This window comes from Nitrospirillum amazonense (assembly GCF_007828045.1).
In the GTDB taxonomy this organism is placed as follows: domain Bacteria; phylum Pseudomonadota; class Alphaproteobacteria; order Azospirillales; family Azospirillaceae; genus Nitrospirillum; species Nitrospirillum amazonense_C.
The window spans coordinates 165,672-186,991 of record NZ_VITN01000009.1 but is presented as its reverse complement, the minus strand read 5'-3'; the positions used below and the strand labels follow the sequence as shown (position 1 = coordinate 186,991).

Below are 21,320 nucleotides of genomic sequence, written 5' to 3'. Positions count from 1 at the left end.
ATGTACCTTATTCGGCAAGGTCTATTGTGTTATCAGCAAGAATATGGCCGACACTTTTTCCGATATGGCGACCTTCGTCCGCGTGGTTGAGGCGGGCAGCCTGTCCGCCGCAGCCCGCGAACTGGGGCAGTCGCTGGCCGTCGTCAGCCGCCGCCTCGGTGGGCTGGAGGAACGGCTGGGCGTGCGCCTGCTGAACCGCACCACCCGCACCCTGGCCCTGACGGAAGAGGGGGCGGCCTACCACGCCCGCTGTGTGCGCATCCTGGCGGAGGTGGGGGAGGCGGAGATGGAGGCGACCAGGGGCCGCCACACCGCCACCGGCCTGCTGCGCCTGACCTCCACCGTGGCCTTCAGCCGCCACTTGGCGCCCCTGCTGCAGGAATTCCAGGCGTTGCATCCCGGCCTGCAGGTCCACCTGCATGCCGCCGACGCCCTGTTCAACATCATCGACAACAGTTTCGACCTCGCCATCCGCTTCGGCGCGCTGGCCGACAGCAGCCTGATCGCCCGCCAGCTGGCCCCCAACCGGCGGGTTATCTGCGGCGCGCCCGGTTATCTCGACCGCCGGGGCCGGCCACAGGCTTTGGAGGATCTGCTGGGCCACGATTGTCTGCTGTTCGGCGACCCGCCGCCCGACCAGTGGACCTTCGCCGACGGGCGCAGCGTCCGCGTGCGCGGGCCCCTCAGCAGCAATGACGGCGAACGGGCCCATGCCTGGGCGCGGGCCGGGGCCGGCCTGGTGCTGAAATCCATCTGGGACGTGCATGAGGATATTGCCGCCGGCCGGCTGGAAGTGGTGCTGCCCCACCTGCCGTTGCCGGCCGCCCCGCTGCACGCCGTCTATCCCCATAGCCGCCACGCCGCGGCCAAGGTCCGCCTGTGCGTGGACTTCCTGGCCGACCGCTTGCGGCGCATGACGCCGGCCCTGGTTGATCATTCATAAGACGGAATCCTGTGGGTGTCGGGGCCGGCAATACGCCCAGGCCCCCTCCTCCCGAAGATAAGAATGCACATTATGACCCTTTTGGCGAACAAGACCGCCCTGATCACCGGCGGCGGCATGAGTACGCTCTAAGGCCGAAGGACGGCGCCGGGCGGCCTTGATAAGGTCGGCCGGCCCGCCGTTCCTGGTGCTTGAGAGACCCCGTATGACCCTGTCCGTGCCCAGCCATTCCCCCCGCCTCATCGGCTCGTTCGGCTTGCAGGGCAGCGGTTCCACCTGGGTCTACAATGTCATTCACGCGGTGCTGGAAACGACGGGCGTCCGCATCGCCCGCTTCTTCGCCAGCGACCTGACGCACGAGAACATCCTCCAAATCAGGGGCGCCGATATCGCCATCGTGAAGGCGCATGAGCCATCGGCGGCCCTGCTGGCGGCCTGCCTGTTCGCGGGCGCCCCGGTCATCGTCACCGTCCGCGACCCGCGCGATGCCGTCGTCTCCCTCATGGAGCGGTTCGGCCATTCCTTCCAGGAGGCGGCGGACGAGGTGCGCAACAGCGCCCGCTATCTGATGCGCCTGGTGGCCGACTGCCCAGCCTGGGTGTTGCGCTATGAAGACGGCTTCATGGAGGCGCCGGCCACTGTGTCCAAGATCGCCGCCCATGTCGGCGTGGAAATCAGCGGCCAGGATGCCGATGCGATCTTCCAGGCTCACGCCAAGGGCGAGGTGGTGCAGCGGATCGGCCGCTTCATCCAGGAAGGCCGCATGGGCGGCGACAACCCGCGCCTGCGGTTCGACGCGGCGTCCCACTGGCATCCTAACCATGTCGGCGACGGCCTGGTGGGCAAATACGCCAGGAAGTTGACCGCCGACCAGGTCATGGCCGTCGAGATCGCCGGCCGGGACTTCATGGACCGGTTCGGCTACGGTCCCCTGACCAGCGGCCTGCCCTCCGGCTACGCCATCGACTTCGGCCCGTCGGGGTGCGTGAACCGCAGCGTGGCGCACGGCTTCTTCCGTCCGGAAATATCAGACGGCGCCGGGGTCATGTGGGCGCGCACGGCGACGGCCACCGTCGATTATCCCCTGGCCGGTCCCGCCGCCTGGGCGCGGGGCACGGTTGACCTGGCCCTGGCGCCCGGCTTTCGGCACGCAGCCGGTAAGGCCGAGGTGGCCGTCGAGGTCCGCGGGCGGACGATCGCGGTGTTGCGGTCGGGTTCGGCGGGTGAGGACGGGGCGCGGTTGAGCTTCGCGCTGGAGCGGGAGGAGATACCGGCCGATGGTTGTCTGGAACTGGTGTTCCGTACCACGAACGCCGTGAGCGCCGCCGCGCTGGGCCTGTCTCATGACGACCGCAAGCTGGCCGTAGGCATCCGCCGCCTGGCCATGGAGTACGGCGCCTAGCTGTACTCAACCAGGCTGGCGGATGCGGCGGTGGGCGTCAGCAGGGTTTCGGCGGCGGCGACCACCTCGGCGGGGCTGACCCCGGTTATGCAATGCGCCGTGTGCCGCGACACGCAGCCCTGGGCACAGGCCGGGTCGGCGGGAGTGGCGGGCCGCACGATGCGGTGTGGCACCCCCACGGGGCCGAAGCGGCGGGGCGCGTTCTCATGATTGTCCGGCGCCGTCAGTGGATGGCAGGAGATTTCGACCACCGGCACGGCCACGGCCGCCGCCATGTGCATCAGGCCGGAATCGTTGCCGATATACAGGGCCGCGCGCTCCAGCACGGCGGCCGATTTGCGCAGGTCCAGCCGGCCAGCCAGGTTGTGCGCGCGGCTGCCCAGGGCCCGCGCAATGGCGGCGGCGTCGCCGGCCACGTCCGCGCCCCCCAGCAGCGCGAACATCAGGTCGTGGCGCCCCGCCAGCGTCCGCGCCGCCGTGACCACCTGGTCCACCGGCCAGCGCCGGCGCCCGGTCGAGGCGCCCAGGCCCAGGGCCACCAGCGTGCGGCCGGCCACGGGCGGCACCATCGTCCAGGCCGTGGCGCGGTCGACCTCATCCAGGTGGATGTCGCAGCGCGGCTCCGATGATGTCGGGACCGCCCCACCGCCGCTGACCGCCCGCATCAGCGCGCCCATCACCTCGACCTCGTGGCAGGGGGTGGGAATGGTCACCACGTCCGTCATCATGGCGGTGAAGGCGGCGTTGAAACGGCTGAGGTCGGGCATGCGCGGGCTGGTCAGGCCATAGCGGCGCGGTACCCCGGCCAGCACCGCGATGTGGTTGGCCAGGTAATAGTCGGGCATCAGGCGGGGGATGATGGTGGCGTCCACTCCCTGCAGGAACGCCACGGCCTGGTCGATCGTGGCCTCCAGCCAGGCCGTGGCTTCATCGGGGGCGAGCCAGGGCAGGCGCACCGGCACCAGCAGCGTGCGGTCGATGCGCGGGTCGCGGGTGACCAGGTCGCGCACGCGGGCCCCCGCCATCAGCCCGATCTCGCCCCCGAACCAGGGCCTCAAGGTCCGCAGGAAGGACGTCAATAGGACGCTGTCGCCGATGGAATCCAGCTTCAGGATGCCCAGCCGGCCCTGTGGCGTCAGGGGACGGGCCCGCTGGTCGGGCGGGATGAAGGGGGCGAGGGCGGCGGCCAGGCGGTTGGTCAGGCGTGACAGGGCGGCGTCGATGGCGCGCTTGGCCGCGCGCGTCCGCTCCTCGCCGTGGTCGGGGCCATCGTCGGGCGCCTCATCCAGAACGGCGAAGGCATCGCTCTGCGCATCGCCGGCCAGCGCCAGCAGGTCGTGCGCGGCCATGCGGCCCCGGTGCTGGTCGGCGCCGCTGGCCTGGGCCAGGGAGGGCAGGACCAGGCCGCCCGCGGGCAGGTTGGCGACGGGCAGGCCGGCCCTGACGGCGCGCAGCACGACATGGTGGCCGATCCAGCGGTCCAGCGGAACGGGGGCGTCGCCGACGCAGGCGGGCAGGGCATTCACGGGCAGCAGCACGGGGCCGAAATAATGCTCCGGCCGGTCCAGCCGGTCTGCCCGGTCCAAGCGGTACAGTGGGCCGATCACCGGCAGCAACCGGACGACCCCGACGCCGGTTGACGCCGGTGGCGGGGAGGCGGGCAGGGCGATCAGGCCATCGTCGCCGCACAGCAGCACGGCCGGTACCGCCATGTCCCGGGCCAAGGCCGCCAGTGCGGCGGCGTCGACGGTGTCACCCTCCAGAACGCGGCACCCGTCGTCCGGAATAAGCAAAGGGTGGCCAGGCACCCGCAAGATGGTGACCGGCACGCCGGCTGGAATGCGGCGCAGCAGGTGATGCACGACGCGCGGGCCCAGGCGGCCCACGCGCAGCACGACGCCGTAAGAACGCGTCAACCCCCATTCCCCCATGGACCAACTGCCACTTCAGCCCCGGGGCGGCTGGCCCCTGGCCGGATCTGTTAGCGGATCGATGAATTGATACGTGGGGAAGCGTATTTACCCGGTGGTAGAGTCGCAATGATTAGTGCGACAAAATGCGCACTTCACGTTTACTGAATTGGTAATAGACAAACAATTCTGCAATGAATATGGCAGATATTACACGGCCTTTCGATCTATTAAATTAGTAATAATATGAGCAATTTTACAACTATTATGTCGCATAAGGCCGTTAGTTGGTGAGTCTGACGGGGTTTCCCAAAGGCGATGAGATGGTGAAATAAAACGGCGGCCTTCTCGGGGGAGGGGCATCCACGGCGGGCCGGGGGGCAATAGGCCAGGGCCAGCTCTGCGTTCGTCAAGCGGATGCGGCCGGCCCTTTACCGGGGCCGGCGTGGGGCGTGGGCTGGAAAGGATCTGCGGAAATGGCAAAGACCGGGCGGTGGCTTCGCGTCATCGGCGAAGACCTCGGCCCAGGTGACATTCAATTCGTTTGGAATAAGCGGCCGGAAAACTCGACGGCCTGATCTGGCTATTCGCCCACTACTTGAGACGAATGGCGCGCCCGGAAGGACTCGAACCTCCAACCCCCAGATTCGTAGTCTGGTGCTCTATCCAATTGAGCTACGGGCGCTTTTTCGTCTCACCGGTGTCGGCCGGTGAGGTGGGTGCTTGTAGAGGATGATCGGTGGGGACGCAACAGCTTTTTTGGGTCCCGTTGCATTTTCTTTTCGATGGCCACCCCCACCCCGCAAGCGGAGCGGGACGCCGGTGCGTCGCGATGCATTGTCCAGACGGCGGGGATGGGCTATCTACCCAATCCTCCACCTATGTGAACATTTTTGACCGTTTCGCGGAGCGCCGCCCCCATGTCGTCCCATCACGCCGATACCGCCAAGAACTTCCCCGTCACCTGGGAAGAACTGCACCGTCATGCCAAGGCGCTGGCCTGGCGCATCAGCGACAAGGGGCCGTGGAAGGGCATCGTCGCCATCACCCGCGGTGGTCTCGTGCCGGCCGCCATCCTGGCGCGCGAGCTGAACATCCGCCTGATCGACACCATCTGCATCAGCAGCTACGACCACCAGAACCAGCGCACCGCCCAGAACCTGAAGGCGCCGGTGGCGGTGGAGGGTGAGGGCGAGGGCTGGCTGATCGTCGATGATCTGGTCGATACCGGCAAGACCGCCGCCATCGTGCGCAACATGATGCCCAAGGCGCACTTCGCCACCATCTACGCCAAGCCCGCCGGCCGCCCGCTGGTCGACACCTTCATCACCGAGGTGTCGCAGGACACCTGGATCCACTTCCCCTGGGACCTGAACCCCATCGCCTACATGCAGATCCGCAACGACTGATCGCCTGAGGCCTTCGCCCAAACGAACGGCCCCGCCGGGTACGCCCGGCGGGGCCGTTTGCGTTTGCGTTCTTTTTCCCGGCTATTTCCCATAGGACGCGACCGCGTCCGCCGGAGGTTTCCGGGGAGCGAAGCGGACTGGAAACCGAGGTTGGCAGGCGGGCGGATGCCCGGGCCCGCAGGGAACTTATTTAGATTCAGGCGCCACCACGTCGCTCAGGTGCGGGGTGTCCGGGTCGGCGATGATGGCGCGCAGGGCCGAGCGGTCCTGCGGCAGCTTGCCCAGGGGCACGTCCATCAGGGTGTCGGCGCGGGTACTGACCGGCACGGGCTTGCCGTAGATGGCGTTCAGCCGCTCATACTCCGCGCGGTGGAAGGCGTCGTCCTCCTCATAGCTGGGGTAGGCGCGCGGGGTGATGATGATGTCTTCCTGCCGCGTCGCCGTCTCGGCCGCGCGGCGCGGGCCCGGCGCCGGCACGGTCACCGTCTGGGTGGTGGCGGTGGGCTGGGCGGTGGTGGTCTGCTGCGCCCCGGCGGGCGCGGCCAGCAGCGCGGCGGCCAGCAGCGCGGCGGTCACTGTAGGAAGGGGGGCAAGGCGGGTCGGCATGGCATCGGTCTCCTCTGATGCCGGCCTCGCGTAAGGCCGGACGGTGAAGGAATCCGCGACCGCGAAGGAAAGGCCGCCCGGGACCCTGGGGCGGGTCGCGGGAGGGCGGCGGCGGGTAAGCCACTTGAGACCGATAATATAGGGAAGACCGGGACTTATTCCCAGACGGCCAGGACGCTTATTCCCAACCGCCTAGCAGGGGGCGCATGCGCTTGCTGTCCACGTTGCGGACCTTCTGCCGGCCGTGGACATGGGTGGGTGCGGGTTCGACCGGGCCGCCGGCGCGCACCGGGCGCTCGGCGAAACGGCCCAGCGAGATCATGCGGTCGTACATGACGATGGCGGCGGCCACGGCCACGTTGACGCAGAACTTGATGGGGATCTTGATGACATGGTCGCAGCGCGCCTGCATGGCCGGCGACAAACTGCCGCGCTCCGGCCCCAGGACATAGGCGGCCCGCAAGGGATGGCGGAAGCTGGGCAGGTCCACGGCGTCGTCCGTCAGTTCCACACCCACCAGGGTGCAGCCTTCCGGCAGGGTCATGGCCGAGACGCTGGGATAGGTATAGAGCGGAACATGGTCCTGGCCGCCCGAGGTGTCGACCCGGTTCATCTCATCCAGGTCCAAGGCGGCGTTCACGGTGAACACAAAGCTCGCCCCGAACGCATGGCCGGAGCGCATGATGGTCCCGATGTTGCCCGACTTGCTGATCCCCTCGGCGCCCAGGGCGAAATATCCACGCATGTCGCGCACCTTGCACAAGGCAAGCCGCTTGGGCAAGGTTCCAGCCCCCCGGGAAACAGGATTGCAGTCATGCCCCGGCCGGGGGAGAACGCGGACCTCAACGAACCCCAAGGGCGGAGCGCCTGGTCATGCACGACCACGACGACCATGATCACCACCACGGCGACGGCTGCTGTGGCCATGACCACCAGCCCGCCCCCCAAGGCCAGGCGACCGTGCGCCAGGTGGACATCCCCGACCGTTCCGACGCCCCCATCCTGGTGGAGGTGACGCGCGGGTCCATGGTGGAATCCCGGCATCGCGGCCGCGTGGTCGTCGTCGACGCCGGCGCCCGCGTGGTGGCCCACTGGGGCGACGTCGATGGCCTGGTCTATCCCCGCTCCTCCAACAAGGCCTTGCAGGCCATCCCCCTGATCGAAAGCGGGGCGGCCGACGCCTACGCCGTGACGGATGAGGAACTGGCGCTCGCCTGCGCCTCCCACCAGGGAGAGGCCATGCACACCGAACGCGTGGCCGCCTGGCTGGACCGGCTGGGCCTGTCGGCGGATGACCTGGAATGCGGCGCCCACCTGCCGACGCATGAGCCGACGGCGGCCGCCTTGCTGGCGGCGGGGCAGAAGCCCACCGCCCTGCACAACAACTGCTCCGGCAAGCACACCGGCTTCCTGGCCGTGGCCAAGCATAAAGGAGAGAAGCTGGCGGGCTATGTCCGGTACCAGCACCCGGTGCAGCAGCGTATCCTGGGCGTCATCGAGCAGGTGACGGGCCACGACCTTAGCCGCGCACCCTGGGGCGTCGATGGCTGCTCCATCCCCACCATCGGCCTGCCCCTGGGCGCCCTGGCCCTGGGCATGGCCCGGCTGGCCGACCCCGACAGCCTGCCCGACCGGCGGGCGGAGGCGGTGATGCGCCTGCGCCGCGCCTGGGGCAGGCATCCCGAACTGGTGGGTGGCACCGGCAACTTCGACACCGAGGTCATGCGCGCCGCCAACTCGGCCGTGCTGCTGAAGTCGGGGGCGGAGGGTGTGTGCTGCGCCGTGCTGCCGGAACACGGTCTGGGCATCGCGCTGAAGATCGAGGACGGGGCGCCCCGCGCCGCCGGCCCGGCCATGGCGGCGGTGCTGAAGCGCCTGGGCGTGCTGCCCGACACGGTGTGGGACGGCGTGGCCACCCTGGCCGTCGCCCCCGTCACCAGCCGCAAGGGCGAGACCGTCGGCGAAATCCGCCCCACCGCAGCGGCGGCGGGGTGATCGCCCCCCGATTGACGCGCCGATGAAAACCGCCGCCGAGGTCGCCCCCGGCGGCGGTTTCCGTTTTGGGCTGCCCCGCCTTTTTAGTGGCCCCTTTTAGTGAATGGACTCGCCGTGCAGGGCGATGTCCAGGCCGTCGCGCTCGATGTCCTCATCGACGCGCAGGCCGATCACCAGGTCGATGATTTTCAGCAGGATGAAGGTGATGACGGCGCACCACACGACGGTGAAGGCCACCCCCTCCAGCTGGGTGATGACCTGGCCGACATTGCCCTCGATCAGGCCCAGCTTCGTGTCCGGCGCGTCTTTCAGGGTGGTGGCGAAGGCGCCCTCGCTGTTGGCGATGGACATCTTGGCGAACACGCCGGTCAGGATGGCGCCGACGATACCACCGATGCCGTGCACGCCGAAGGCGTCCAGGCTGTCGTCATAGCCCAGGGCGCGCTTCATGGATGTGGCGGTGAAGAAGCAGATGACGCCGGCGGCGATGCCGATGGCGAAGGCGCCGACGGTGTCGACGAAGCCGGCGGCCGGGGTGATGGCCACCAGGCCGGCCACGGCGCCCGAGATGATGCCCAGGACCGAGGGCTTGCCCTTAACCGCCCACTCGACGAACACCCAGGCCAGCGCCGCCGCGGCGGTGGCGACCTGGGTCACGGTCATGGCCATGCCGGCGCGCGGACCGGCCGTCAGGGCCGAACCGGCGTTGAAACCGAACCAGCCCACCCACAGCAGCGAGGCGCCGATGAGGCTCAGCACCAGGTTGTGCGGGCTGAAGTCGGCGTTGGGGTAGCCCTTGCGCTTGCCGATCACCAGGCAGGCCACTAGGCCGGCGATGCCGGCGTTGATGTGCACGACGGTGCCGCCGGCGAAGTCCAGCACGCCCAGCTTGGCCATGAAGCCGTTGGGATGCCACACGGTGTGGGCCACCGGGGCGTAGACCAGCAGCGACCACAGGGTGATGAACACCAGCATGGAGGAAAACTTCATGCGATCGGCGAAGGCGCCGGTGATGAGGGCCGGCGTGATGATCGCGAAGGTCATCTGGTACATCATGAATACCGGCTCCGGGATCGTCGGGGCCAGGGCGTGGGTGCCGGTCGGGTCCATGCCCGCCAGCAGCACGCGGCTGAAGCCGCCAATGAATTCCTTGGCGTCGGCGGCGTCGCTGGCGGCGGTGAAGGACAGGCTGTACCCCACCAGCGCCCAGATGACCGTCACCAGACAGGTGATGGTGAAGCTTTGCATCACCATGGCCAGCACGTTGAACTTGCGCACCATGCCGCCGTAGAACAGCGCCAGGCCGGGAATGGTCATCATCAGCACCAGGGCCGTGGACATCAGCATCCACGCCGTGTCGCCGCCGCTGATGGTGGGGGCCGTCGCGGCCGCGGCGGGGGCCGCCGCATCCTGCGCCATGGCCAGCGCGGGCAGGCCCGCCGCCAGCGCGCATGCGCCCAGTCCCAGGAAACGCCTACCCAAACCGCTCATCCCACACCCCATTCCAACATCCCATTCCCAGGCACCGCCGGCGGCAGGGGGCCGTCACCGGCCCTGGTCCGCCGGCTATCCGCGAACCCGCGCCCCGAAAAGCGCGCCGCCCCCTCTTTCAAACTTCGTGCCGCGATACATCCGGTCGCGGTCCGGGGCCTTGGGCTTCTCTGGGTATGACGGTGGGTGATTATTTAATGGGCGGAATTGGGCGCGCCGGAAGGGTGCAACACCCCATGAGCCTAAAGAATAGGCTGATTTTCATCAAAAATAGAAAGAGATTAACAAAATGATCAATGGCTTAGCGCCAAGCGCCATCAAATATCTGTGCCGTTGGCGGCAAACTGTGCGGGAATTGCCCAATTTTTAGGCTTCGCCCCATCTTCCCCAATTGGGCCCCCAAAAAAGCAACAACGCCGGCGCCACCCCATCGCCACCCCGGGAACAGGGCGGAAAGGGGCGGGCGCCGGCGCCGCCAGCAAACTCTCAATCGGCCGTGAGGAAGGCGACGATTATTCCTCTTCCTCGTCGGCGTCCTGCTCGATCTGGTTGGCCAGGTCGTGCAGCATGTCCACCACGTCCTGGTGCGTGGTCTCTTCCACCGCCTGGTTGACGGCCACTTCGATCATGGCGACCGCCACATAGGCGGCCAGGGGGCCCGCCTCCTTGAGCGCCGCCTCAAGATGCTTTTCCGCGACGCTCAGCGCCTTCTCGAACAGGGCTTCCGCGGTGGAGTTGTTGGTGTCGCTCATGGCAGACCTTCACTGTGATAATAGGGGTGTATGGATCAGATGATGGGCAGCTATAGCACCCTTGCCGGGTGTCGTCACGCCGCCCCGCTTGCCAAAACCGGTTCCATACCCCTAATCCCTGGGGCGAACCCCGCCCCGTCACAGGAACTTAACGCCCGTGTCCGTCCCGCCCCCGTTTCCGTCTGCCTCCAGCGACGCGGCCGACCCGCCCTTCGACCTGGCCGACGCCGGCAGCTATCGTTTCTGGACGGATGAGCATGTGCGTTTCAACGACCTGGACCCAGTGGGCCATGTCAACAACAACGCCTTCGGGGTCTATTTCGAATCGGGGCGCGTGGCGCTGCACCAGGCCCTGCGCCGCCGGGTGGGTTTTGACCGCCATGCCATCGTGATGCGCAAGATCACCCTCGATTACCTGGCGGAGATCACCTACCCCAACGCCGTGCGCGTCGGCACCCGCCTGGTGCGCCTGGGCCGCACGTCGTGGACGACGGGCAGCGGCCTGTTCGTCGGCGGCCGTTGCCACGCCACCGCCCTGTCCGTCTCCGTCCTGGTGGATGTCGACAGCCACCGCCCAACACCCATTCCGGACGACCTGCGCCCTGTCATGGAGAGCTTCCTGTGAGCCGCCGTTCCCCCCCCGGGCCCACCCCCGCGCGCGGCAAGCCCTCCGCCGGTCGCCACCAGTCCCGCCGCCCCGCCGCCCGTCCGCCGGTGGAACCCCCGACCAGCGGCCCCGTCGAGATCACGGTGGAAAGCGTGGGCGCCCTGGGCGACGGCGTGGCCCACTGGCAGGAGCCCTACGGCCCGAACCACCGCCTGTTCGTGCCCCAGACCCTGGTGGGCGACCGGCTGATGGTGCGCTTCGCCCAGCAGCGGGGCGAGGGCTGGCTGGTGGAGCCGGTGTCGCTGCTGGCCGAGGGGCCGGGCCGGGCCGACCCCGCCTGCCGCCACTTCGGCATCTGCGGCGGCTGCACCCTGCAGCACATGGACGCCGACACCTACGGCGCCTGGAAGGTGGAGCAACTGCGCCACGCGCTGAGCCGCGTCGGTATCACCGACCTTCCCATGGCCCCGCTGGCGCGCACGCCGCCCCATGCCCGTCGCCGCGCTGTGCTGGCCGCCGCCCGCCGGGGCCGGCGCCTTTGGCTGGGCTTCAATGAGCGCGCCAGCCACCGCCTGGTGGATATCGAGGAATGCACGGTGCTGGCGCCGCGCCTCATGGCGCTGATCGCCCCCTTGCGCTCCCTGCTGCTGGACCTGCTGCCGGACGAGCATACACTGGACGTGGCGCTGACCCTGCTGGACGATGGGCCGGACGTTCTGCTGGTGGGCCTGCCGCAGCCCGACCTGAACGCCCTGGAAAAGCTGGGCGCCTTCGCCGAGGCGCATGACCTGGCCCGCCTCAGCTGGTCCAAGCGGCCGGGCGCGCCGGCGGAGCCCATCGCCCTGCGCCGCACCGGCGTGGTGCGCTTCGGTCCGGTGGCGGTGTCGCCGCCCGCCGGATCCTTCCTGCAGGCCAGCGCCGAGGGCGAGGCCGCGCTGGTGGCGGAGGCTTTGGCCGGGGCCAAGGGGGCGGCACGGATCGCCGACCTGTTTGCCGGCAGCGGCACACTGACCTTCCCCCTGGCCACACTGGCGCCCGTTCACGCGGTGGAGGGGGATGGGCCGGCCCTCACGGCGCTGAAGGCGGCGGCCCGCATGGCCGGCGGCGGCCATCCCGTGACGGTGGAACGCCGCGACCTGTTCAAGGAACCCTTGTCCCCGGCGGAATTGTCGGCCTACCAGGCAGTGATCTTCGACCCGCCGCGCGCTGGCGCCGCGTCCCAGGCGGCGGCGCTGGCTGCATCCCGTGTGCCGGTGGTGGTCGCCATCTCCTGCAACCCGGTCAGCTTCGCCCGCGACGCCGCCCTGCTGCTGGAGGGCGGCTACGTGCTGGAACGGCTGGTGCCGGTGGACCAGTTCCTGTGGTCCCCCCACCTGGAGGTCGCGGCCCGCTTCCGCCGGGGGTGATGTGGCCCCGGGGTGATGTGCACATGTCACGCCGGGGCCAAACGTTTGGCCAGGGGCGGCAGCGGCGATGCGGGGGCGGGCGGGGCGTGTTATAAACCCTGCCCCCATAGTCGCAATACAGAAGCGAGTCCGGCAGTCCCATGAGCAAGGCGCTTGAGATCCTGAAGTCCTACGCCCCGGCCACGGTGGCGGAGGAAAACGTGCTGAACGATATCCTGGACCGGCTGGGCCGCCGGACGCTGGACGCCGACACCGCCGTCGAACAGATCATCGACCGCCTGGACTGGCCGCTGGACCGCGCCGCCGCCGAGGTGGATGCTTATTTAGAGTAATTCCCTCAAACGGCGGGCGGGCCCATCCGGGCCCTTGCCTTGTCCTCGCTGCGCCCTTCGGTGTCTCGCTGCGGCGGCCACGGTCGTGGCCTTGTCGCTGCGCTCCGGTGCGCTTCGTTTGAGGTGAGGCCAGGTGCGCCTGGCCTCCATCCTTATTCCGTGATGCGGATGGTCGGCAGGCCAACCCCGGCGGCGGCGCGTTCGCGCAGGATTTCGCGGCGGAAGCGGTAGAGTTCCGCCGGGCGGCCGCCGGTGCGCACTTCCAGGGCGCCCGTGGGCTCCACCAAGCCGCCGGCGATCAGCAGGCGGCGGAAGTTCTGCTTGTGCAGGCGCACGCCGGACAGCGCCTCCACCAGGCGCTGCAGCTGGAACAGGGTGAACTGCGGCGGCAGCAGATCGAACACCACCGGCCGGTATTTCAGCTTGCCCCGCACCCGCCCCAGCGCCGCCGCCAGGATGCGGCGGTTGTCCTGGGCCATGGGGATGCCGGTGGCGGCCTGCGCCTCGGGCTGCACCGGGCCGGACCACAGGCCGGCCACGTCGGCCGGCAGCTTGCCGTTCTGCGCCAGGCGGGCCAGCACGGCGCGGTCGCGCGGCGCCTCCGCCACCAGGCCTGCCTCATACAGCAGCTCATACCGCTCCAGCACCCGTTCATAGTCCCAGGCGTCGTCGTCGCGGCTGAAGGTGGTGTGCACCCGGTCGCGGCGCGCGGCGGCCAATTCCGAATCATGGTCGGCCCAGCGTTCCAGCGCCGGCAGCAGGGTGCGCGCGATCATGGCCGGCCGGCCGTCGCGCCAATCCTCCCATGGGAAATAGCTGTACCAGTCGTGCCACTCGGCGGCACCCGAGCCCGACAGCGGCGCCTCGCGCGTCAGGGCGATGTAACCGACGGAGACAACACGGGCGTCGCCATCCACCTCGCGCAGGTCGCGATAGCGGTCGCCGAAGGTGTAGAGCTGCTCGACATAGCCCAGGGGCAGGCCCGTCAGCTCCGTCACCCAGCGGCGCAGGCCCTGTTCCAGGGTGCGGTGGCGCTCCGGCGCGAAGGGACCGAAGGGCAGGGCGTCCCAGTCGCCGCTGGCCTGTTGCTGCGGCGTCGCCAGGTCATGGGTCAGGCGGCGCACCACCAGCACGCGCGGCACCTCCCGCGTCACCGCCACGATCACGGCGGTCAGGCCGATGGAGGCGCGCTCGCCCATGGGCTGCGAGATGGGCTGCGGATTGGCCTGCGGGCTGGGCTGGGGCTGAGGGGCCTGGGCGCTGGTCACGAGTCTCCCGCCAAATCTGTTTTCTGGGCACCTTTTCCGGGCCCGGGGCGGAGGCCCGTCCCGGGGCGCGACAGAATGTGTTGTCCGAGACGCTTTTGACAGCAAGAGAAAGTTCACGGGCACCTGTTAAAAGACGACAATCTGCTTATTGTCCTGGGCGGCAGGATGCCGCTTCGTTTCCCCACCATGATTTGCCTATGGTAGGCCCCGCGAATTAACGGGCCGGCCGCCGTGTGGCAACCACATGTCGTGAGAGAAGGTCCGACTTCGGGAGAGAGACCCATGGCGCTCAAAGCAGAACAGCGCAAATCCGAACTGACCGAGCAGATCGCCGCCAAGGTGCGGGATCGCCTGTCTCGGGAAAAGGCCGCCACGGCGGAACGTTTCGTCCGGCAGTTCTACGCCAACGTGCCCCCTGACGACATCCTGCGCAGCAGCAGCGACGAGCTGTACGGCGCCGCCATCGCCATGTGGCAGTTTGGCGCCGCGCGCAAGGCCGGCACCGCCCAGGTGCGCGTCTGCAATCCCAAGGTGGAGCAGGACGGCTGGCATGCCCCCCACACGGTGGTGGAGATCGTCAACGACGACATGCCCTTCCTGGTGGACAGCGTTTCGGCGGAACTGAACCGCCACGGCCTGGCGGTGCACCTGGTGATCCACCCGGTGGTGAAGGTGAAGCGCGACGCCGATGGCCGCCTGGTCGAGCTGTATGAGCCGCACGCCGCCCCCGCCGATGCGCACGCCGAAAGCTTCATGCATGTCGAGGTCGACCAGCAGACCTCGCCCGAACTGCTGGAAAAGGTCCGCGCCGGCCTGGTGCATGTCCTGGCGGACGTGCGCGCCGCCGTGGAGGATTTCGAGGCCATGCGCAGCCGCGTGGCCGAAACCATCGATGAATCGCGGAAGAACAGCCAGGCCCTGGACGCCGCCGAGGTGGCGGAGGGCGTGGACTTCCTGCGCTGGATCGATGACGACCACTTCATCTTCCTGGGCGTGCGCGAATACCGCTTCGGCAAGGAGGACGGACAGGACACGCTGGACATCCTGACCGGCGCCGGCCTGGGCATCCTGCGCGATGACGAGGTCTCGGTCTTCGACGGCCTGCGCTACTTCTCCCAGCTGCCGCCGGACGTACGCGCCTTCGTGCGCCAGCCGCGCGCCATCATGGTGACCAAGGCCAACAAGGACTCGACCGTCCACCGCCCGGCGCCGCTGGACGCCGTGATGGTGAAGCTGTTCGACGACAAGGGGGTGGAGATCGGCGAGCGGCTGTTCGTCGGCCTCTTCACCTCGGTCGCCTACAACCGCGCTGCGCGCGAGATCCCCTACCTACGCCAGAAGGTGAACCGCGCGCTGGAGCGGGCGGGCTTCGACAAGTCCAGCCACGACGGCAAGGCCCTGCTGCACATCCTGGAGACCTATCCCCGGGATGAGCTGTTCCAGACCAGCGATGATGAGCTGTTCGACATCGCCATGGGCGTGCTGCACCTGCAGGACCGCCAGCGCGTGGCCCTGTTCGTGCGCAAGGACCCGTTCGAACGCTTCGTCAGCGCCCTGATCTACGTCCCGCGCGACCGTTACGACACCGACCTGCGGCTGAAGCTGCAGGGCATTCTGGAGACGGCGTTCGAGGGCAAGACGACGCAGTACCATGTGATGCTGTCGGAAAGCGCGCTGGCCCGCGCCCACATCATCATCCAGACCACCCCCGGCAAGGTGCCCGACTACGACGTCCGCGACGTCGAGGAGACCCTGATCGAGGCGGCGCGCGGCTGGGGCGAACGCCTGCAGCAGGCCCTGATCGACGCCAAGGGCGAGGAGGTCGGCCTGCGGCTGGCCCGCCGCTACCGCCGCGGCACCCTGGCCGAGGGCTACCGCGAGATCTACAGCCCCGAAGCCGCCGTGATGGATATCGAGCGGCTGGAGGCGGTGGCGGCCACAGGGCAGATCGCCCTGAATCTGCACCGCCCGGTGGAGGCCGAGCCGCACGAGCTGTTCTTCAAGGTCTACCACGACGACACGCCGGTGCAGCTGTCCCAGGCCCTGCCCATGCTGGAGGACCTGGGCCTGAAGATCCTGGCGGAAGGCGGCCCGCACGAGGTGCGCCTGCCCGGCCGCGAGAAGTCCATCTGGATCCAGGACTTCGAGATGAAGATGGCCAACGGCCAGGCCGTCGAGCTGGACGCGGTGAAGGAGGCGTTCGAGGACGCCTTCATGCGCGTCTGGACCGGCGAGGCCCAGACCGATGGCTTCAACAAGCTGGTGCTGGGGGCCGGTTTGGCCTGGCGCGACGTCACCATGGTGCGCGCCTACGCCAAGTACCTGCGCCAGGCCCGCTTCGACTTCTCCCAGTCCTACATCGAGGACACGCTGGCCGCCCACGTGGGCATCACCAAGCTGCTGGTGCGCCTGTTCCACCTGGCCCATGACCCCGCCATCCTGGCCAAGCTGGGCCGGGAAGAGGTGGACAGCCGGCGCATGGGCCTGGTGGTGGAGATCGACCACGCCCTGGACCAGGTCACCAACCTGGATGAGGACCGCATCCTGCGCCGGATGCTGAACCTCATCCGCGCCACCCTGCGCACCAATTTCTTCCAGAAGGGTGCCGACGGCCAGCCCAAGGCCTACCTGTCGTTCAAGCTGGACAGCCGGTCCATCGACGACCTGCCGCTGCCCCGGCCCATGGTGGAAATCTGGGTCTACAGCCCCCGGGTCGAGGCCGTGCACCTGCGCGGCGGCAAGGTGGCGCGCGGCGGCATCCGCTGGTCCGACCGCAAGGAGGATTTCCGCACCGAGATCCTGGGCCTGATCAAGGCGCAGATGGTGAAGAACGCCGTCATCGTGCCCATGGGCTCCAAGGGCGGCTTCGTGGTGAAGAACCCGCCGCCGGCCTCGGCCGGCCGTGAGGCGGCGCTGGCCGAAGGCATCGAGTGCTACAAGACCATGATGCGCGGCCTGCTGGACATCACCGACAACCTGGTGAAGGGCCAGGTGGTGCCGCCCCGGGACGTGGTGCGCCTGGACGGCGACGACCCCTATCTGGTGGTCGCGGCCGACAAGGGCACGGCCACCTTCTCCGACATCGCCAACGGGGTCAGCCGCGACTACGGCTTCTGGCTGGATGACGCCTTCGCCTCCGGCGGTTCGGCCGGATACGACCACAAGAAGATGGGCATCACCGCGCGCGGCGCGTGGGAGGCGGTGAAGCGCCACTTCCGTGAGCTGGGCCGCGATTGCCAGACCCAGGACTTCACCGTCGTGGGCGTGGGCGACATGTCGGGCGACGTGTTCGGCAACGGCATGCTGCTGTCCCGGCACATCCGCCTGGTGGCCGCCTTCGACCATCGCCACATCTTCCTGGACCCCGACCCTGACGCGGCCAGCAGCTGGGAAGAGCGCAAGCGCATGTTCGACCTGCCGCGCTCCTCCTGGGCGGACTATGACAAGTCCAAGCTGTCCCAGGGCGGCGGCATCTTTGAGCGCGGGGCCAAGTCGGTCCCGCTGTCGCCCGAGGTGCGCGCGGCCTTGGGGATCACGGCGGAGCGCCTGACCCCGGCCGAGCTGATGCAGGCCATCCTGAAGGCGGACGTCGATCTGCTGTGGCTGGGCGGCATCGGCACCTATGTGAAAGCCGGGGGGGAGAGCAACGCCGAGGTGGGCGACAAGGCCAACGACGCCCTGCGCATCGACGGCCGCCAGGTCCGCGCCAAGGTGGTGGGCGAGGGCGCCAACCTGGGCTTCACCCAGCGCGGCCGCATCGAGGCGGCGCAGGCCGGCGTGCGGCTCAACACCGACGCCATCGACAACTCCGCCGGCGTCGATACCTCGGACCATGAGGTCAACATCAAGATCCTGCTGCGCGACGTGATGGACAAGGGCAGCATGACCCTGCCCCAGCGCGACGCGCTGCTGGCCACCATGACCGACGACGTGGCGGAGCTGGTACTGGCCGACAACTACCAGCAGACCCAGGCCCTCTCCATCGACGAGGCGGTCGCGCCGGACACGCTGGACGATCTGGCCCGCTTCATGCGGCTCATGGAAAAGGCGGGCAAGCTGAACCGCGCCATCGAGTTCCTGCCGACGGATGAGGAGGTGTCGCTGCGCGCCCAGGCCCGCCGGGGCCTGACGCGCCCGGAAACGGCGGTGCTGCTGGCCTATGCCAAGATCGACCTGTACGACAAGCTGCTGAACTCCGACCTGCCGGACGATGCCAAGATGGCGGCGGACCTGGTGGACTACTTCCCGGAAAGCCTGCAGCGGCAATATCCGCAGGCCGTGGCCGGCCACCAGCTGCGCCGCGAGATCATCGCCACCGTGGCCACCAACAGCATGGTGAACCGCGTCGGTCCCAGCTTCGTCGCCGAGATGGTCGAGCAGACCGGCTTGGGCGAGGCCGACGTGGCCCGCGCCTATCATATCGCCCGCGACGCCTATGGCCTGCCGGCGGTGTGGAAGGCCATCGACGCCCTGGACAACCAGGTCCCGGCTGCCACCCAGGCGGCCATGGGCCTGGCCACGCGTCGCCTGTTACGCCGCGCCGTGCCCTGGACCCTGCTGAACAGCACCCATCCCCTGGACATGGCGGCCGGCATCGCCCGCCTGGGGCCGGCGGTGAAGGTGCTGTCCAAGGCGCTGGCCGACATCCTGTCGCCCGACGCCGCCGCCGACCTGGCCGCCAAGAAAGAGGAGCTGGAGCAGGCCGGTGTGCCGGCCGAGCTGGCCCATCACGTGGCGGCCCTGTCCGCCCTGGGGGCCGCCACCGACATCAGCCAGATCGCGGTGGAAACCAACCGGGGGGTGGAAACGGTCGCCGCCGTCCACTTCGCGCTGGGCGAACGGCTGGGCTTCGACTGGCTGCGCGGCCGGGCGGAGGCGGTGAAGACCACCACCCACTGGCAGCGCCAAGCTCTGGGCGCCATCATCGACGACCTCTACGGCCTGCAGGGCCGCCTGGCGGCCCGCGTGCTGGCGGGCGAGGGCGACGATGCGACCGCCCTGATCGACGGCTGGCTGGCCGCCAAGTCCGGTCCGCTGGACCGTATCCAGTCCCTGCTGGCCGAACTGCGCGGCGTGGCCCATATGGACGTGGCCATGCTGGCCGTGGCCGCCCGCCAGCTGCGCGGCCTGACCGCCGGCTGAGTCAACGCTTGGGCATGAACAGCGGCGTGGGGCCATCCCCATGCCGTTGTCGCCCACCCGGCGATTGCGGGAAACCCAGTCCCCTCGGGGGAACTTTTTCCGTGAATTTCAACCCTGATTCTCCGTCGCCTGCACTGTGGGCGGCGGTGGTGAACTGTCGCTTGCGCAAAGCGTGGCGACCCCATATTTATTGATTTCACATCACCTGTCCGTGCATTGATAAGATTGTCCGGCTCGTGGTTTCGTTTCCCCGATATCCCTTGGGGGAACCGCTTCCATAGGTGACCTTTGTCCGTGACGTCGGATTACAGAGTCCTTGAGGGCAAGCGCCTGCTGCTGGTGATATCCGGCGGCATCGCGGCATACAAATGCCTGGAACTGATCCGCCGGCTGAAGGAACGCGGCGTCCGCGTCCGCGCCGTTCTGACCGAGGGCGCGCAGCAGTTCGTGACGCCTCTGTCCGTGGCCGCCTTGTCGGAGGAGAAGGTCTACACCGACCTGTTCTCCCTGACCGACGAGTCGGAGATGGGGCACATCCGCCTGTCGCGCGAGGCCGACCTGGTGGTGGTGGCCCCGGCCAGCGCCGACATCCTGGCGCGCATGGCCGCCGGCATGGCCAATGACCTGGCGACCACGGCGCTGCTGGCCACCGACAAGCCGGTGATGGTGGTCCCGGCCATGAACGTCATGATGTGGACCAACCCGGCCACCCAGGCCAACGTCCGCACGCTGGAGGGGCGCGGCATCCGCCGCCTGGGGCCCGCCGCCGGCGACATGGCCTGCGGCGAGGTCGGCTCCGGCCGCATGGTGGAACCCATGGAGATCGTGGCCGGCATCGCGGCCTTCTTCGCGGAACGGAGCGTGCCCAAACCCCTGGCCGGGCGTCGCGCCGTGGTGACCAGCGGGCCCACCCATGAACCCATCGACCCGGTGCGCTACATCGCCAACCGCTCATCGGGCAAGCAGGGCCACGCCGTGGCGGCGGCCCTGGCGGCGCTGGGCGCCGACGTGACCCTGGTCAGCGGCCCGGTCACCTTGGCCGATCCGCCGGGCGTGCGCGTGGTGCGGGTGGAGACGGCCGCCGAGATGCTGGCCGCCAGTCAATCCGCTCTCCCGGCCGACATCGCCGTCTGCGCCGCCGCCGTGGCGGATTGGCGCGTGGCCGCCGCCGCGGGCGACAAGGTGAAGAAGGGCCCGGACGGCCCGCCCACCCTGACCCTGGCGGAAAACCCCGATATCCTGGCCACCCTGTCCCAGGCCGGCCCGGCGCGACCCCGCCTGGTGGTGGGCTTCGCCGCCGAGACGCGCGACGTGCTGGCCTATGCCGCCGCCAAGCTGGCCAAGAAGGGCTGCGACTGGATCGTGGCCAACGACGTGGCGACCGGCACCGGCACCTTCGGCGGCGATGACAACCAGGTGCATCTGCTGCGCCAAGGGGCCCAGCCCGAAACCCCTCTCATTGAGATTTGGCCGCGCCTCAGCAAGACCGAGGTGGCGGCGCGCCTGGCCCAGGCCATCGCCGACACTTTCCTTTCAACAAGCAACCACAGTCCGGAACCCGTTTGATGACCGAAGCCGTTACCGTCGCCGTCACCCGTCTGCCCCATGGCCGGGACCTGGACCTGCCGGCCTATGCCACCGCCCAGGCCGCCGGCCTGGACCTGATGGCGGCCGTGTCGGCCCCCGTGGTGATCCCGCCCCTGGGCCGCGCGCTGGTGCCCACGGGCCTGGCCATTTCCCTGCCGGTGGGCTTCGAGGCGCAGGTGCGCCCGCGTTCCGGCCTGGCGCTGAAGAACGGCGTCACGGTGCTGAACGCGCCGGGCACGGTGGACGCCGACTACCGGGGCGAGGTGGGCGTCATCCTGGTGAACCTGGGGGACCAGCCCTTCACCGTCGAACGCGGCATGCGCATCGCCCAGATGGTGATCGCCCGCCACGAGCGCGCCCAGTGGAACGAGGTGGACAGCCTGGATGAGACCGCCCGCGGCGCCGGCGGCTTCGGCTCCACCGGCGTCACCGCGACCGCCACCGGCCGGGCGGGCTGATAAAAATGGGGG

The 21,320-nt window shown here is 68.9% G+C and carries 16 protein-coding genes and 1 tRNA gene; 10 read left to right on the top strand and 7 right to left on the bottom strand.

The features are described from left to right. Positions 1-43 precede the first annotated feature (43 nt). A complete protein-coding gene (locus FBZ89_RS16080; protein ID WP_186457394.1) occupies positions 44-943 on the top strand; it encodes a LysR family transcriptional regulator in 900 nt (299 codons plus the stop codon). A 205-nt stretch (positions 944-1,148) separates the two neighbouring features. Beyond that, positions 1,149-2,345: a sulfotransferase gene (locus tag FBZ89_RS16075; RefSeq protein WP_145750954.1), complete on the top strand. Its 1,197-nt coding sequence runs from the start codon at positions 1,149-1,151 to the stop codon at positions 2,343-2,345. Here the strand turns inward: FBZ89_RS16075 and FBZ89_RS16070 are convergent. After that, positions 2,342-4,261: a glycosyltransferase family 9 protein gene (locus FBZ89_RS16070; protein ID WP_145750953.1), complete on the bottom strand. Its 1,920-nt coding sequence runs from the start codon at positions 4,259-4,261 to the stop codon at positions 2,342-2,344. The genes FBZ89_RS16075 and FBZ89_RS16070 overlap by 4 nt on opposite strands. Before the next feature lie 602 nt (positions 4,262-4,863). Next, positions 4,864-4,940: transfer RNA gene (locus FBZ89_RS16065), tRNA-Arg, on the bottom strand. Between the two features lie 235 nt (positions 4,941-5,175). On the opposite strand from FBZ89_RS16065, the gene gpt reads away from it, so the two are divergent. After that, complete coding sequence (gpt, locus tag FBZ89_RS16060; protein WP_040845989.1) at positions 5,176-5,664, top strand: xanthine phosphoribosyltransferase; 489 nt, start codon at positions 5,176-5,178, stop codon at positions 5,662-5,664. Positions 5,665-5,850: 186 nt separating this feature from the next. Here gpt and FBZ89_RS16055 read toward each other — a convergent pair whose 3' ends face one another. Continuing rightward, on the bottom strand, positions 5,851-6,270 hold the full coding sequence (locus tag FBZ89_RS16055; RefSeq protein ID WP_145750952.1) for a hypothetical protein: 420 nt from the start codon (positions 6,268-6,270) through the stop codon (positions 5,851-5,853). Between the two features lie 178 nt (positions 6,271-6,448). After that, positions 6,449-7,051: a TrmH family RNA methyltransferase gene (locus tag FBZ89_RS16050; RefSeq protein ID WP_425465961.1), complete on the bottom strand. Its 603-nt coding sequence runs from the start codon at positions 7,049-7,051 to the stop codon at positions 6,449-6,451. A 92-nt stretch (positions 7,052-7,143) separates the two neighbouring features. Between FBZ89_RS16050 and FBZ89_RS16045 the strand changes: the two genes are divergently transcribed. Next, positions 7,144-8,265, top strand: a complete 1,122-nt coding sequence (locus FBZ89_RS16045; RefSeq protein ID WP_145750951.1) for an asparaginase — start codon at positions 7,144-7,146, stop codon at positions 8,263-8,265. Positions 8,266-8,361: 96 nt separating this feature from the next. Here the strand turns inward: FBZ89_RS16045 and FBZ89_RS16040 are convergent, their stop codons facing one another. Next, positions 8,362-9,756, bottom strand: coding sequence for an ammonium transporter (locus tag FBZ89_RS16040; protein WP_425465960.1), 1,395 nt, complete (start codon positions 9,754-9,756; stop codon positions 8,362-8,364). A 512-nt stretch (positions 9,757-10,268) separates the two neighbouring features. Continuing rightward, entirely contained in the window at positions 10,269-10,508 is a 240-nt protein-coding gene (locus FBZ89_RS16035; protein WP_040843696.1) for a hypothetical protein, read from the bottom strand. A 157-nt stretch (positions 10,509-10,665) separates the two neighbouring features. Here FBZ89_RS16035 and FBZ89_RS16030 point away from each other — a divergent pair, with 157 nt between their 5' ends. The 3 genes from FBZ89_RS16030 (at position 10,666) to FBZ89_RS16020 (ending at position 12,853) form a co-directional block, all read left to right on the top strand. Further along, positions 10,666-11,133: an acyl-CoA thioesterase gene (locus FBZ89_RS16030; RefSeq protein ID WP_246172271.1), complete on the top strand. Its 468-nt coding sequence runs from the start codon at positions 10,666-10,668 to the stop codon at positions 11,131-11,133. Continuing rightward, entirely contained in the window at positions 11,130-12,521 is a 1,392-nt protein-coding gene (locus FBZ89_RS16025) for a class I SAM-dependent RNA methyltransferase (RefSeq protein ID WP_145750950.1), read from the top strand. Before FBZ89_RS16030 ends, FBZ89_RS16025 begins: the two co-directional genes overlap by 4 nt. A 140-nt stretch (positions 12,522-12,661) precedes the next feature. Beyond that, on the top strand, positions 12,662-12,853 hold the full coding sequence (locus tag FBZ89_RS16020; RefSeq protein ID WP_040848183.1) for a hypothetical protein: 192 nt from the start codon (positions 12,662-12,664) through the stop codon (positions 12,851-12,853). A gap of 152 nt (positions 12,854-13,005) precedes the next feature. Here the strand turns inward: FBZ89_RS16020 and FBZ89_RS16015 are convergent, their stop codons facing one another. Beyond that, entirely contained in the window at positions 13,006-14,121 is a 1,116-nt protein-coding gene (locus tag FBZ89_RS16015) for an NUDIX hydrolase (protein WP_342780622.1), read from the bottom strand. Between the two features lie 282 nt (positions 14,122-14,403). Between FBZ89_RS16015 and FBZ89_RS16010 the strand changes: the two genes are divergently transcribed. The 3 genes from FBZ89_RS16010 (at position 14,404) to dut (ending at position 21,308) form a co-directional block, all read left to right on the top strand. Continuing rightward, complete coding sequence (locus FBZ89_RS16010) at positions 14,404-19,263, top strand: NAD-glutamate dehydrogenase (RefSeq protein ID WP_145750949.1); 4,860 nt, start codon at positions 14,404-14,406, stop codon at positions 19,261-19,263. A gap of 294 nt (positions 19,264-19,557) precedes the next feature. After that, positions 19,558-20,829, top strand: a complete 1,272-nt coding sequence (gene coaBC / locus FBZ89_RS16005) for a bifunctional phosphopantothenoylcysteine decarboxylase/phosphopantothenate--cysteine ligase CoaBC (protein ID WP_145750948.1) — start codon at positions 19,558-19,560, stop codon at positions 20,827-20,829. Continuing rightward, positions 20,829-21,308 (top strand): dUTP diphosphatase, encoded by a 480-nt coding sequence (gene dut, locus FBZ89_RS16000; RefSeq protein WP_186457393.1) that lies wholly within the window; start codon positions 20,829-20,831, stop codon positions 21,306-21,308. The genes coaBC and dut overlap by 1 nt, the downstream gene beginning before the upstream one ends. Positions 21,309-21,320 lie beyond the last annotated feature (12 nt).

Bases quoted from the DNA above. Each gene is read 5' to 3' on its own strand.
- FBZ89_RS16080 (WP_186457394.1), top strand. From the start codon at position 44: ATGGCCGACACTTTTTCCGATATGGCGACCTTCGTCCGCGTGGTTGAG.
- FBZ89_RS16075 (WP_145750954.1), top strand. From the start codon at position 1,149: ATGACCCTGTCCGTGCCCAGCCATTCCCCCCGCCTCATCGGCTCGTTC.
- gpt (WP_040845989.1), top strand. From the start codon at position 5,176: ATGTCGTCCCATCACGCCGATACCGCCAAGAACTTCCCCGTCACCTGG.
- FBZ89_RS16055 (WP_145750952.1), bottom strand. From the start codon at position 6,270: ATGCCGACCCGCCTTGCCCCCCTTCCTACAGTGACCGCCGCGCTGCTG.
- FBZ89_RS16045 (WP_145750951.1), top strand. From the start codon at position 7,144: ATGCACGACCACGACGACCATGATCACCACCACGGCGACGGCTGCTGT.
- FBZ89_RS16040 (WP_425465960.1), bottom strand. From the start codon at position 9,756: ATGAGCGGTTTGGGTAGGCGTTTCCTGGGACTGGGCGCATGCGCGCTG.
- FBZ89_RS16035 (WP_040843696.1), bottom strand. From the start codon at position 10,508: ATGAGCGACACCAACAACTCCACCGCGGAAGCCCTGTTCGAGAAGGCG.
- FBZ89_RS16020 (WP_040848183.1), top strand. From the start codon at position 12,662: ATGAGCAAGGCGCTTGAGATCCTGAAGTCCTACGCCCCGGCCACGGTG.
- FBZ89_RS16010 (WP_145750949.1), top strand. From the start codon at position 14,404: ATGGCGCTCAAAGCAGAACAGCGCAAATCCGAACTGACCGAGCAGATC.
- dut (WP_186457393.1), top strand. From the start codon at position 20,829: ATGACCGAAGCCGTTACCGTCGCCGTCACCCGTCTGCCCCATGGCCGG.